This is a genomic window from Cryobacterium sp. MP_M3, from assembly GCF_015752155.1.
Taxonomy (GTDB): domain Bacteria; phylum Actinomycetota; class Actinomycetes; order Actinomycetales; family Microbacteriaceae; genus Cryobacterium.
Map to the genome: position 1 here is coordinate 1 of NZ_JADOVI010000032.1, position 12,041 is coordinate 12,041.

General features: G+C 62.4%; 15 protein-coding genes and 2 pseudogenes. 5 read left to right on the forward strand and 12 right to left on the reverse strand.

What is annotated here, in order from left to right; translation table 11 throughout:
- Positions 1 to 92 precede the first annotated feature (92 nt).
- Both IWX89_RS17875 and IWX89_RS17880 read right to left on the reverse strand, forming a co-directional pair.
- Entirely contained in the window at positions 93 to 1,028 is a 936-nt protein-coding gene (locus tag IWX89_RS17875) for a hypothetical protein (RefSeq protein WP_196904890.1), read from the reverse strand.
- A complete protein-coding gene (locus IWX89_RS17880) occupies positions 1,025 to 1,387 on the reverse strand; it encodes a PadR family transcriptional regulator (RefSeq protein ID WP_134425494.1) in 363 nt (120 codons plus the stop codon). Before IWX89_RS17880 ends, IWX89_RS17875 begins: the two co-directional genes overlap by 4 nt.
- Before the next feature lie 325 nt (positions 1,388 to 1,712).
- Here IWX89_RS17880 and IWX89_RS17885 point away from each other — a divergent pair, with 325 nt between their 5' ends.
- The 3 genes from IWX89_RS17885 to IWX89_RS17895 all read left to right on the forward strand — a co-directional run bounded on the left by IWX89_RS17885 (position 1,713) and on the right by IWX89_RS17895 (position 4,112).
- The gene (locus IWX89_RS17885) at positions 1,713 to 2,759 is read left to right on the forward strand and encodes a YhcG family protein (protein WP_196904891.1); all 1,047 of its coding nucleotides are present in this window, start codon (positions 1,713 to 1,715) and stop codon (positions 2,757 to 2,759) included.
- A gap of 252 nt (positions 2,760 to 3,011) precedes the next feature.
- Positions 3,012 to 3,596 (forward strand): HIRAN domain-containing protein, encoded by a 585-nt coding sequence (locus IWX89_RS17890; protein ID WP_196904892.1) that lies wholly within the window; start codon positions 3,012 to 3,014, stop codon positions 3,594 to 3,596.
- 240 nt (positions 3,597 to 3,836) lie between these two features.
- The gene (locus IWX89_RS17895) at positions 3,837 to 4,112 is read left to right on the forward strand and encodes a hypothetical protein (protein ID WP_196904905.1); all 276 of its coding nucleotides are present in this window, start codon (positions 3,837 to 3,839) and stop codon (positions 4,110 to 4,112) included.
- Positions 4,113 to 4,156: 44 nt separating this feature from the next.
- On the opposite strand, the pseudogene IWX89_RS17900 reads toward IWX89_RS17895, so the two are convergent.
- From IWX89_RS17900 to IWX89_RS17955, 10 genes and pseudogenes are all read right to left on the reverse strand, one after another.
- Positions 4,157 to 4,294, reverse strand: a pseudogene (locus IWX89_RS17900) (DNA/RNA non-specific endonuclease); the annotation flags it as partial.
- A gap of 270 nt (positions 4,295 to 4,564) precedes the next feature.
- Positions 4,565 to 5,005 (reverse strand): hypothetical protein, encoded by a 441-nt coding sequence (locus IWX89_RS17910; protein ID WP_196904893.1) that lies wholly within the window; start codon positions 5,003 to 5,005, stop codon positions 4,565 to 4,567.
- A 49-nt stretch (positions 5,006 to 5,054) separates the two neighbouring features.
- Positions 5,055 to 5,192 carry a hypothetical protein gene (locus IWX89_RS17915; protein ID WP_196904894.1) on the reverse strand — a complete coding sequence of 46 codons (138 nt, stop codon included), beginning with the start codon at positions 5,190 to 5,192 and terminating at the stop codon, positions 5,055 to 5,057.
- A 30-nt stretch (positions 5,193 to 5,222) separates the two neighbouring features.
- Complete coding sequence (locus IWX89_RS17920) at positions 5,223 to 5,873, reverse strand: hypothetical protein (protein ID WP_196904895.1); 651 nt, start codon at positions 5,871 to 5,873, stop codon at positions 5,223 to 5,225.
- A gap of 740 nt (positions 5,874 to 6,613) precedes the next feature.
- The gene (locus IWX89_RS17925; RefSeq protein ID WP_196904896.1) at positions 6,614 to 7,243 is read right to left on the reverse strand and encodes a recombinase family protein; all 630 of its coding nucleotides are present in this window, start codon (positions 7,241 to 7,243) and stop codon (positions 6,614 to 6,616) included.
- A 196-nt stretch (positions 7,244 to 7,439) separates the two neighbouring features.
- Entirely contained in the window at positions 7,440 to 7,634 is a 195-nt protein-coding gene (locus IWX89_RS17930) for a helix-turn-helix transcriptional regulator (RefSeq protein ID WP_196904897.1), read from the reverse strand.
- Positions 7,631 to 8,074: a hypothetical protein gene (locus tag IWX89_RS17935; protein ID WP_196904898.1), complete on the reverse strand. Its 444-nt coding sequence runs from the start codon at positions 8,072 to 8,074 to the stop codon at positions 7,631 to 7,633. The genes IWX89_RS17930 and IWX89_RS17935 overlap by 4 nt, the downstream gene beginning before the upstream one ends.
- On the reverse strand, positions 8,071 to 8,916 hold the full coding sequence (locus tag IWX89_RS18850) for a CPBP family intramembrane glutamic endopeptidase (protein ID WP_196904899.1): 846 nt from the start codon (positions 8,914 to 8,916) through the stop codon (positions 8,071 to 8,073). Before IWX89_RS18850 ends, IWX89_RS17935 begins: the two co-directional genes overlap by 4 nt.
- A 139-nt stretch (positions 8,917 to 9,055) precedes the next feature.
- Positions 9,056 to 9,775 (reverse strand): annotated as a pseudogene (locus IWX89_RS18680) (SDR family NAD(P)-dependent oxidoreductase).
- Positions 9,776 to 9,826: 51 nt separating this feature from the next.
- Positions 9,827 to 10,495 (reverse strand): TetR/AcrR family transcriptional regulator, encoded by a 669-nt coding sequence (locus IWX89_RS17955; protein WP_231383474.1) that lies wholly within the window; start codon positions 10,493 to 10,495, stop codon positions 9,827 to 9,829.
- 40 nt (positions 10,496 to 10,535) lie between these two features.
- Between IWX89_RS17955 and IWX89_RS17960 the strand changes: the two genes are divergently transcribed.
- The gene (locus tag IWX89_RS17960) at positions 10,536 to 11,396 is read left to right on the forward strand and encodes an alpha/beta fold hydrolase (protein WP_196904902.1); all 861 of its coding nucleotides are present in this window, start codon (positions 10,536 to 10,538) and stop codon (positions 11,394 to 11,396) included.
- Positions 11,393 to 12,001, forward strand: a complete 609-nt coding sequence (locus IWX89_RS17965) for an NAD(P)-dependent oxidoreductase (RefSeq protein WP_196904903.1) — start codon at positions 11,393 to 11,395, stop codon at positions 11,999 to 12,001. Before IWX89_RS17960 ends, IWX89_RS17965 begins: the two co-directional genes overlap by 4 nt.
- Positions 12,002 to 12,041: the final 40 nt, after the last annotated feature.

Below are 12,041 nucleotides of genomic sequence, written 5' to 3' on the forward strand. Positions count from 1 at the left end.
GTGAAACGCCTACGTGCTGCGGCCATGCTGATCTCTACTTTCAGTGAACCCTCATTTTAAGAGGGCCCACTGTCCGAGATATCCGCGGCAGCTCAGTCGGGCTCGCCACTGGGTTGCGAGTTATTGTCCACCGAGTCGACCGTGTTAAGGGGGAAAACGTTCCAACCGGTTCTGCCCGGCACGTCGGAGCTGGGGACCAAGATGACCTCCGTCCCGTCGTCGCCGCATGTGGTGACCCACGGTGTGGCGTTCGGATCACCGACTGTCGTGAGTGGTTTTCCATCTTGGTCGAAGAGCTGCACGCCGGTGAGAGGTTGACCGTCTGAGTCATAGGCGAACACGTTGAAGACCTCGTTGCCGTCGAGCAGCAGACCTGGTGGAACGTAGTCCTCCACGTATTGGTCGGCCGCACTATTCCACGGTGTGGCGAGCACAAGAAGAAATGGCAGCGCGATGATCGAGCAGACACTGATCAGTGTCCTAAACGGTGGCAGCCAGGACCAGGGCAGCCATCGTCCCCGTCCCCATTGCACGCTGACGGTGACGAATAGCAGGAGCAGAACCCACTCAACGCCATTCGACGGCAAAGTACTGGCAATGCTGTTGCCGATAACTAGAGCCGTAATGACCTTGTAGAGGGCCCAGCCCCGCAGCACCCACCAGAACGGTCGGAGTGAGATGAAGAAGTCCAGGGTGTGCGAGCCGATCACAGTCGATCGTGCCTTACGGGCGAGGTTCGATCGCTGTGCGCTGGCCCAGGTGCGAAGTTTGTTGGCGGTCCAGGCCGACGGGAGCCGCGGCTTTCCCCTGACTGGTAGCCCGGCCGCGGCCCGCAACTCGTCGGCGTAGCCGACAGCATCGCCCGGATCGAAACCTTGCGCATCGAGATCCTCGGCTTGCTCGGTCAAATCCGCTTCAAGTCCGTCCGTGAGCTCTTCGACATCTTCACTGGGAAGGTCGCTGAGCGCGGCGCGCACGGCAGCGGCAAAATCACGAATGGCCAGGGTGGGTGAGGTGGTCGTGCTCATGACTTGTCCCCAATCGTGCGGATGGTAGCGGTGGGCTGGTGCTGTTCTGTAAGGAGGAGTGACAGTGTGTTGGCGAACCGAGTCCAGCTGGCTCGTTGTTCGGCAAGCATGGTCCGTCCCTCAGTGTTGATTCCGTAGTACTTGCGGTGCGGGCCGCCATCGGAGGGCACGACATAGGTTGACAATGCACCCGCGGTATAGAGGCGCCGAAGGGTTCCATAAACCGAGGCGTCTCCCACCTCTTTGAGGCCGGCAGCGCGCAGGCGCCGCACAATGTCGTAGCCGTAGCCGTCTTCTTCCTGAATCACGGCGAGCACCGCGACGTCGAGCACTCCTTTGAGCAGCTGCGTGGTGTCCATGTATCTCCTTCAACGCATCACACAGTACTACGCGGTACGCGGTAGTCATTCCGGCGCCACGCCGGATGGTGGCACTGAACAGGCACTTTCGAAGTTGTCTGCACAAATTTCCATACTCGCCTGCACAGCTCGGTCCTCGCCAGGTCAAGCTAGCCCGCGAGATGTATGAGGAGATGGACGCCGACGGCAGGTGGGCCGTCACCGTCCAGCACATCGCCGAGGAGTTTTGAGGCTCTCGCCCCGTGATCTACCGGCACTTGGCCACACTCTGAGTCCCGGCTGTCTGCTGCGGGCATGGGCGGCGGACCTCCATTAGCGTTGAGGGATGAGCTCCATCGTCCCGTCTGACTACGCTGCCACGCTTGAGAGCATCAAGCGGCTCGTGCATGAGGCGCGCTACATGGCCCAGCGCCGGGTGAATACCGAACTGCTCAGGCTTTATTGGCAGATCGGAGCGGCGATTATCGAGCGACAGAAGACGGCCGCGTGGGGCAGTAAGGTTTTGGTCCAGCTTTCCGCGGATCTGCGTGCAGAGTTCCCGACCGCGAAGGGGTTCTCGCCGGCGAACCTCAGGTACATGCGCCGGTTCGCCGAGGCGTGGCCCGAACACGACTCAATTCGCCAACGACCCGTTGGCGAATTGCCCTGGGGCCATGTCATCGAGCTGCTTGACAAGCTCGACGATCCCGAACTGCGCGAGTGGTACAGCGCCAAGGACATCGCGCAGGGCTGGAGCCGTCCGGTGTTGGCTCACCAGATCACCACCCATCTGCACCTGCGCGAGGGCGCAGCTCCGTCCAACTTCCTGCACGCTCTCGAACAAAGCGACTCAGAGCTCGCTCAGCAGATCACTAAGGATCCGTTCACGCTCGAATTCCTTGCGATCGATGGGGATGCCGTTGAGCGAGAGCTGGAGGACCGACTCGTTGAGCGCATCATCGACACACTCCGCGAGCTCGGCCCCGGGTTTGCGTTCGTGGGACGCCAAGTCCACTTCGATGTCGACGGCGATGACTTCTTCGCCGATTTGCTGTTCTTTCACGTCGATCAACTCCGGTATGTGGTCATTGAGCTGAAGACTACGAAATTCGATCCGCGCGACGCCGGCCAACTTGGCTTCTATGTCGCCCTCGTTGAGGATCGGCTGCGGAAGCCGCAGCACCAGCCCACGGTGGGAATGCTCCTGGTCGCTGACAAAAACGAGTCCGTGGTCCGGTACGCACTCGCCGGCACCACCCAGCCGATCGCTGTCTCCCGTTACGAGCTCTCGCCCGCTGAACAGGCCGCGCTTCCCGCCGAGGACGCTCTCACCCGCGCGGTCGCCCTCGAGCTCGATGACCACTCCCAGAGCCGGGTGAACCCCTCCGACTAGGCCGCGACCTGCGCCACCTCGCCACGACCCTCCATGAACTCACCAAACGGGTCAGCGGGCTTCAGTCCCTCACCGGGGAAATGACGGCGTACGACATCAGCGGTAAAACGACGACGCTGTCGTTCAAAGCCGGAGCTGATGTGGTCCACGATTGGAAGCGCTTCGCTCAGATCGTAGATGGGAGGACCAACGCAGCAATCCGGTCCTGGGATAACGCCGCGATGCCTGGCACGAGCCAGTAGGCTCCGGTCCATGGGGATCCTCCAATCGCTCTTCGGCCGCAAAACGTCCGCACCGCCACCGCTCACCCCGAAGCTGGCACCGCACATCACGATCACGAGGACCTCTCGTGACGAGAGCGTCGTCGAGACCTTCACCGTGGAGGAGCTCAAAGCTCGCGTCGCTGAGAACGATGCCGCGCGCGCCTTGGAGCCGCCGGAGCCGAAGGTGCGCTCCACCGTTAAGAAGAAGGTTGTCGACGTATCGAAGCTCAAGGTACTGGACCTTCGCTCGATACCGGCTACGAAGTATCGCATCGTCGGCTCCGCCTATTCGGCGACCCAGGACGGGCTCTATGCACACGGTGGGAATGAGTACCTACTGATCCGCGAACCGCGAAACAAGCACGACGCGAACGCAGTGGCTGTTTACGGCAAAGGTCGCCGGGTCGGCTATGCGACTCGGGCCAAAGCGAAGATGCTCGCTCCGATACTCGATCCACTCCCGTATACCGCATTCCTCGTCGCCGGAACTGGGATGGCCGATTCAGTCCAGATGCAAGTCGGGATCCCTGCCGCCGCCGCACTACAGAAGTTCGTCAAGGCGTTGCCTGTCTGATAATCGACAGGCGAAATGGCTGTCGCGGGAGCCGGCGTCGGCAATCGCCTCGGTGACCGTGCCGGCGCGTATGGGCGATCACCTCAGCAAGCGGCAGGCCGCTAGAGTTCGAGCATGAGACAACTCGGGGGATTTCTTGTAATCGGCGTGTTGCTTTTGAGCGGGTGTGCAGCATCGACGGATGCCGCAGTGCCGTCAGCTCCAGCTCCAGCTTCAGCGCCAGCGCCGACACAAGAGGCTGTGGGCAGCTACACAGAGATATCAACGCTCAGGGACGGGATCGCATACGTGCGCTCCCTCAGCGCCGACACGCCGAATCTCGCGGCTGAAGTGGGCGGTACTGCACGCACCGTGGGTGACCTCGCAGTGACGGCAGATCTGCCGTGGGATGTGAACAATTCCGTGGGATCGGGTCTCGTGAGCTTGAATGCTGCTGTGCTCAACGATCCCTCTAGTGCCGTGGCTCAGCTCAGTGAGTTGAATCTGATCATGGACAAAATTGAGGCCGCGATATAGCCCACCTCAAAAGGCAGGACTGGGGAATTTCGCTGGGCGCCGTCATAGGTAAGGACATGGTCTTTGAGACCCAGCCAGAGTTCCTTCGATTGATTGCACTTCCCGGCTTGTGGGGCGGCATTTGTGTAGGCGAAGGTGTCGATGTTGGCCACCAGCGCCTCGGTTCTGGGTTCACGCCGACGCGATCATGGACCGCATCGTGAACAACACCATCTGGGTCGAGACCGGCGGCCACAACATGCGAGAACACACCGCCGGTCAGGTCGCGGCACAAGGCTCGCGCGGTCGGGCGCCCAGTGGCCCCCGACAGTGCAACAGCGCGACAGCCTGGCACCCGGTGGCAATATCGGTGGCCCCCGAAGGCAATATTGACTGGCACCCAAACCCGCAAATACTCATCCGACAGGGAAGCGTACGAACGCGGTTACCCTGACCGCAGCACGTAGCGATCGCTAGTCAGCTGCGCGGCCTGCCTCGGCAATCTGCTGGAGGGAATCTGGGCCGTACGGGAAACCCTCATTGGAGTCGCCCCAGACTTCTTGAATCGCCTCTGATTGGAAGTACGGCCGAGCTTCTTCGTACCAGGGTGTTTGTAGGCGTCGGAACAGATCGACATAGGCGTCCATGTCGAGAATGCGGGCTGAGTTCCCATGGTTTTTGATGGGCCCGTAGCTCAACCAAGACGTCAGCGATGCTTGGCCTTTCTGGCCAACAAAATGGGCCACTTCCAAGCTCTGCATGCGCCGGTCGAGGTCGCAGTGCTTTCCCTTATGAACAATTTTGAAACCGTCCTTACGGAGCGATTCATCTGAGTTCCAAACCACCAAGCCCTTTGTGGCGTCTTCGATGGCGTCTCCGCAGGTGTCGCAAATCCAGGTTGTTAGTGGCTCCATCGTCTACCCCTTTTGCTGGTCACGGCCCAAACGGACCAAGACGTCGAGCCTAACCGTGCGGCTCATTTTCAAGGGCTCTGCGCGCCGTGCGCGCGTAGCGCTCCTGCAGCACCGACAAAGCCTCGCCGAGCTGCAGATCAGGCGAGGCTTTTGTTAGAACTTGTCGATGCAACGCGACGAAATGCATGCCGCGGAGACGATCACCATGCCGGCACCCTCAGGGCTCGATCATGATCTGCGCGCGCGTACCCGTGGGAATGGTCACGACAACGGTTCCGCCCGGCTGACGCACGACCGTCACGTCAGTTCCACCAGTCACAACGGCGGACTCGTTTTCCGACAGCGCGGGGTAGTCCTTCAAATCAACGCTGCGGACGCCGGCAAAGTGGTCCAGCAGGTGACTGGCCATACGGCCGCCGAAGTCTTGGTCGATGCGTGACACCAGGTGGGGATAGTCGTCCAGGTACGCTTCGAGGTCGTAGCGACGGGTGTTCCGCGACTCTCCTTGCTTCCACGGTCCGCCCGGGATCGGGCAGCCGACAAGCCATTCTGCGGGGTCGACCGCGACATTGCTGCTGAACATCGAAGCGAATGCGTCGCTGGGCTTTTCTTCGTTGCCAGGGACGTAATCGAAAATGGTCTTTCCTTCGGGAGTCACGACGATTGTGTTGACAAGGAACGCGGAGATGATGATGTCATCCCACGTTCCCACGAGGTAGTCGAGATATCCGGTGGCCGTTGCGGTCGACATGGGTGGCCACTGCCCACGCGTCAGTCCTTCGAGACGGAAGGAATTGCCGGCGGCGGAACCGGCCCGCAGGTCCTCGACCAGATTGGGGTAGCTGTGCTTCAAGTGGGTGACGATCATATTTTCCCCTCGGGTAGAGAGCCAACATATCGTTAAGATCGCATCTCTTTCAAGTAATGAATTGAGAAAATGCAAACGATCGTTTCCGGCACGTCTCCGCACGTGCGCTTCGACGAGCGCCGCAAACGACGCGCGTATCGGAACCTCGTTTCGGGCGGAGCGGTTTCGGTCCCTAATTTCGCTCTCGGATCGCTGAATCGAGTGCGCTCATGAGCTGTGAGACTCGCGAGCTACCCAGCGGTGCGGCTGGATACCGACGCAGTACCGCGGGTAAGGGTTCAGTGGCCCGCTCAGAGAGCAGGCGAACGCTGTCGTTGTCCGTGGTGCTCGTTCTCAGCTCGGCCACTCGTGCAACGCATGCGGCGGCTCGGAGTATGTGCTGCGATGCTTTCGGGATCGGATGCAGATATGCGGCTGCGGCGGCGTCACCGCAGGCAAGTGCCGCGAGCTGGGCAGTCTCCGCGGAGACGCCCTTGGCTGCTCGGTGCGAAGCGAAAGCGGCCGTTCGTTGCAGGTTCGACCGTGCAGCACCATCTGCAAACAAGCGCGCCGCACGGCCGCGTGTCGTCTGGCGCGACGGCCTCGAACTCGTGAAGTAGTTCCTGAGCGCAGTCGGCGGCGAGCCTGACGACGGCTCGTAGCTCATCCATCGTCAGATCAAAGTCTCCGGCTCCCATCTGTCCATTGTCCCGTGTGCTTGTGTGTGACTGTTGGCGCTCCTTGGCGGTGTTTTATGATCGCTATTTGGCGTCGTCGCTTGTCAGGGTCTGGCCATCAGATTGATCTGGGAGTAGCCCCAGGGCGCGCGCTCGGCGGTAGAAGGTCGCTCGGGACATTCCGAGGTCGAGCGCGACCTGGGCCGCTGTCTCTCCGCCTTCGATGAGTCGGCGGGCGTTGCGAATTTGGCTGTCGGTGATGATCCGTGGGCGACCGCCCAGATCCTTGCCGGCCGCGCGGCGTTTGGCGATGGAGTCGACAACACGCTCTCGCTTGATTTCGTGTTCCATCTGCCCGAGCGCCGCCATGATCGTGAAGAGCATGGACCCCATCGGTGTCGCGGTGTCGACGTCGCCGCCGCCCAGGTTCAGCACGCGGAGGCCGGCACCGCGGCCGCGGAGCTCCTTGGCGAAGTCGAGCATGTTCTGCGTCGATCGACCCAGCCGGTCCAGAGTCGTGATGACGAGCGTGTCGCCATCCTCGAGAGCGTCCAGCGCGCGATCGAAGTGAGGCCGTGTTGCTCTAGCGCCAGAGACCCCCTGGTCGACATACAGGTCGTCGCGCCGGACACCTGCGGCCAGGATGTCGGCCTGTTGCCGGTCGGTGGATTGCTGGCGCGTTGATACGCGCGCGTAGCCGATCAGCTTCGTCACTCTGCTCCTGGGTGTTTCATAACTAACGGTGAGTACCGCCATCCAACCAGTAGGTTATGCGACGTAGTTATGCGAATTGCCGCGCCCCAAGATTCCGGTCAATTCCGGCGATCTGCAAAGGCGAAAAACGGGAGTCGTGAGACGCCTTATATCCCTAGGGTTACGAGGCGTCTCAGCAAGGATGTAGCCCTTAGCCTTAGGGGGCGTCATCGAAGACGTTCTCGATCGTGCAGCTGAATGTTCGTGCAATGTGAAAGGCGAGCGGGAGCGAGGGGTCGAATCGGCCGCGCTCGATCGAGATGACCGTCTGCCTTGACACGCCGAGTGCGGTGGCCAGGTCGGCCTGGGTCCATCCGCGCTCCAGTCGTCGCTCGGCGACGCTGTTCTTCACCGCGTGGCCCGGTGGCGAATGATCGCGTATCTAAGCCCGACATCAACGGCGCTGAGACCAATCAATGCAAGGAGGGCCGGCAGCGCCTCGATGACCGGACCGGCGAACATGAGAAGGACTGAACCGACGATCGTCGTGACCATCACGTCGAGGAACGCACCAGCTGATGCCTGCCGCATCCAGGTTAGTTCGACGCTCTCCTCGCCGTGCGCGTCGCGCCTGATCGTGTTCTCGGAAACAAATATCCGCATGCCCAGCGATACAGAGGGGTACAGCGCGCAAAGTGCGCAGATGGCGGCTGCAATCCAGAAGTGTTCGGGGTTCGATGCCCCAACAGCAAGCGACAGCGCTATCGTCACGACCGCCCCGAACACCGCGCCGAGGACATAGTGAGAAGTCGGTGCGCGCGGCGGTCCCGTGGCATCAGTGTTCGCGTTCATACCTGACCGTTCGGCTGCTCGGCCATCGGGCGAGCTGAGCGCGTCACGTTGTGAGAGCGTCGCGCCAGCCAAATACACACGACGGCGGATAGCGCCACCATAGTCATGGGAACCAGCATCCGCGCTCCATTTCCTTCATCGTCCCGAACGATTATGCCGCCGATCCCGCCGCTGAGTGCGAGCGGGGCAAGAATGAAGAGGTTGTTGACCCCGTGCGTCAGGATGCCCGCCTCGAGTCCACCGGTTCCCCAGGTAGCCACGGACGCGGACACCCCGAACACAACGTAGTAGGCCATCTGCCACGGATCGGCGTTCGCGTGGGCGACGGCGAAGATGACGGCCGCGAAGCCGGTCGAGACGATGAGTGCGACCCGCCCATCTCGGAACCATGAGCTGATTGATCTTTGAACGAGACCGCGCATGGCGTACTCCTCACCGGCAGCTTGCAGTGGCGTGGTGATGAGAACGATAAGTAGGATCAATACCGAGTTCCCATCAAGGCGCAGCGGGCCCACCGGAGCGATGAAAAACGTGAACGCAATGTAGACCGCATACAGCGGAACGAGAACCACCGCAAGGCGCCCGAACCATCGCCATCGAAACCTACCTTCGACGGACGACAGCCATCGAGGGCGAACCCCGAACAATTGCCACTGCAGAAGCATCGCGATCGGCAACTGTGCGGCGAGGCTGAGGTTGAACGCGAGCAGGGAGATCGGCGTGATCGCAGCCGCCGCGCCCTGCGGCTTATTGCCCAGTCCCTCATCGAGCAGCGCCGCGGCCACCGTGATCGCCGTGGACACCACCAAGAACGCCACGACCAAGAGGACAATCGCGAGCACGCCCCGCCACCGCCCCGAGCCGGTCCACAGGGCGTGGTCGTAGGCGACAGATGACGTGGATGTAAAGCTCACTTGACTCATAGAGAAAGTAAAGCACACTTGACGTCAGCGTGCCACTCGGAACATGTCCGTGCGCCGTCTACTTTCCACCCGTGGCCGGAATCGTTGAGGCGGTGACGTATGAGGCCTGGTCGGAGAGCGCCCACACGACAATGTCCGCGATCTCCGCCGGGTCAGCTACCCTCCCCATCGGAGCGCAGGCGGCGACACGGTCCGTGCGCTGGGGGTCGCCTGCCGAGGCGTGTATCTGCGTATTGGTCGTCGCGGGCGCCACGTTGACGACCCGGATACCGAGTGGCGCGAGCTCCCGGCCCAGTCCACGGGTGAATGTTTCCACAGCCGCTTTTGAGGGGGCGTATCCGACCTACTCACCCGGTGCCCCCGTAGCGGCAGCAGTGGATCCCACATTCACGATCACCCCAGGGGTGTCCGAGGGAACCCACCGGCTGGTTGCTGCGCGACTGTAGGCGGCCAACCCGAAGACGTTGACGTCGAAGACGGCTCGCATCTCTGCATCGGTCGAGGCGGAGAACGGCCCGAGGCGACCGGTGACTCCCGCGTTGTTCACCAGTTGGGTCACCGGTCCCAACCGCGCCTCCGCGGTAGCGAACACCTCGTCGACCAGCTCTGGATCGGCGACATCGGACCGAATCGCCAGGGCGCGATCCGCTCGTCGGGTCAACAGCTGTGCGGCGTCCGTGTCCCGCAGATACGTGAACGTCACGCGGTGCCCGTCATCGAGGAGGCGGCGCACGATGGCCGCACCGATACCTCGGGAACCCCCCCGTGACCAGCACATGCTGAAGAGCCGCCCGGTTGCTCTCGCGGGGCGAATCCGGGACCGCACGCATCATCGCCGCGGCGACACTGTCGGATCGACCCCGAGCTCGAGGAGTCCGTCGACTGCACGCCGGCCTCGCGCGTACGGCTCCGACGAGTTGAACAGGAGTGAGGCGAAGTTCGCGCCATAGAGGATGCTGGTCAGTTCGAATGCGAGCTGGTCCGCGTCGAGGCGCGGAGCCAGTTCGCCGCGATCGATCGCGTCCTGCGCACTCTCGGCAAGGAACTCCTGCCACGCGGTGACGGCGTCGGCGACCGCGTCGCGGACCGGCCCATCTTGTGACCCAAGCTCTGCACTCGCTGCAGCGAAAAAGCACCCGCCCGCGAAGACCCGTTGCTCGCTGTACTCGATCCAGGCCTCGATTAGGGCGCGCAGTCGCCTCAGACCTCTCCGCTCTGCGAGGCCGCGTGAAACGACGCGATCGCGGAAGGTGTCGGCGGCAGCCGCCACAGTCGCCAGCTGCAGTTGCTCCTTGGAGCCGAAGAGTGCGACTACACCGCCCTTGCTCACCGACGCCTTGGTTGCCAAGCCCCCGATCGAGAGACCCTCAAGTCCCTGAAGGGAGGCCATGTCGACCGCGACGGACAGAATCGCGCGCCGCGAGGCATCGCCGCGCGCCCGCCGCCCATCCACGACCATCCACCGATCCTCGCTGCTCGTTGCGTTCAGTGTTGACATCACCTTACAATACAAACGATCGTATTGTTAGTTGGGAATCATGAGTACTTCAGAAGCCGTGCTGTCGGCACTTGGGCGCTTTCCGGGGCCGCTATCCGTCGAGCTTGCGTACCGGGTGTTCGGCCGTGTTGGCCGGTCGGCGTCGGTGCACTCTCGTGATTCGGCTGTGCACAACGCAGCATCCGTTTCCGCGCTGCGAATCGGCGGCGAGCGGGTCTCGTCGTACGCCTGGGGCTCGGGACCTGAGGTGGTCCTGTTGGTGCACGGCTGGCACAGTCGGGCGTCGGCTCTGTCCGCACTGGTCTCCACACTTGAGCGTCCCGAGCGGACGGTCATCGCGTTCGACGCCCCCGCAAACGGCGCCTCGAGCGGCCGCAAGGTCACGGCGCTCGACTACGCGGACGTCATTGACGCGTTCTTTCAGCAGCACGGTCCGTTCGAGGTGATAGTTGCACACTCCTTCGGAACGCTGGCGACCTTCCTGGCGGTCAATCAGGGTGTGCGCACGTCGAGCATCGTGTCGATCGCGGGAGTGCACAGCGGAGAGCGGTTGGTCGATGCCTTCGCGTCGCAGGTCGGGCTCGCACCTAGCATGGTGCCACGACTGAAGGATCGCCTCGCGGGTGGCCCCTTCCGCCGCTTACCCGACCCGTGGCACGCGCTCGTATCAGAGCTCCACTGGCCCGCTGCCGAGATTCCGCTGCTCGTGGTCTGCGACGACGGCGACCGCGTGGTCGATCCAAGCGAGTCGGCGCGCATCGTCCAGGCGCATCGTGGACGGCTGGTCGCGATGACTACACAAGGACTGGGTCACAGCCGCATCCTCCGTGATCCGAGGGTGCTCGCGGCGGTCAGCGAGTTCGTCGGCGACCCGGTGACGGTGGAAAGGAGACTCCGATGACAGTGGGCTTCATCGGCATCGGCGTGATGGGTCAGCCCATGGCGCTCAATCTGCTTCGGGCAGGCGTGGACCTGACGGCGTGGAACCGGACAGTCGGGCGATGTACTCCACTCGCCGAACTCGGGGCGACGATCGCTGCGAGCCCGACCGAGGTCTACGCCGCCGCCGGCACGATCATCTTGATGATGATCGATGAGGCCTCGACGGATCTCGTCCTCGGTCGGGGGAGCGAGAGTTTCGCCCAGAACGTGCGGAGCCGCGTGATCGTGCTAATGGGAACCATGTCTCCCGACTATTCGCGACGGCTCGAGGCTGATGTCGTCGGTGCGGGCGGTCGCTATGTGGAAGCACCGGTGTCGGGTTCTCGTGTCCCGGCCGAACGTGGGCAGCTAGTAGCAATGGTGGCGGGCGAAGACCCGGATGCCGTGCGAGAAGTACAACGACTACTGGAGCCGATGTGTGCGAGCACCGTCGTCTGCGGCGTGGTCCCGGGCGCACTAATCATGAAGCTAGCGGTCAACCTTTACATGATCGGCATGGTCACGGCACTCCCTACGTGTCAGGGTGAGTTGAGGCCAGTAGCTCAGAGCAATTCCGCCGTTTGACGTAGGGCGAGAATCAGGAAGTCCCACCATGTCCAGCTCA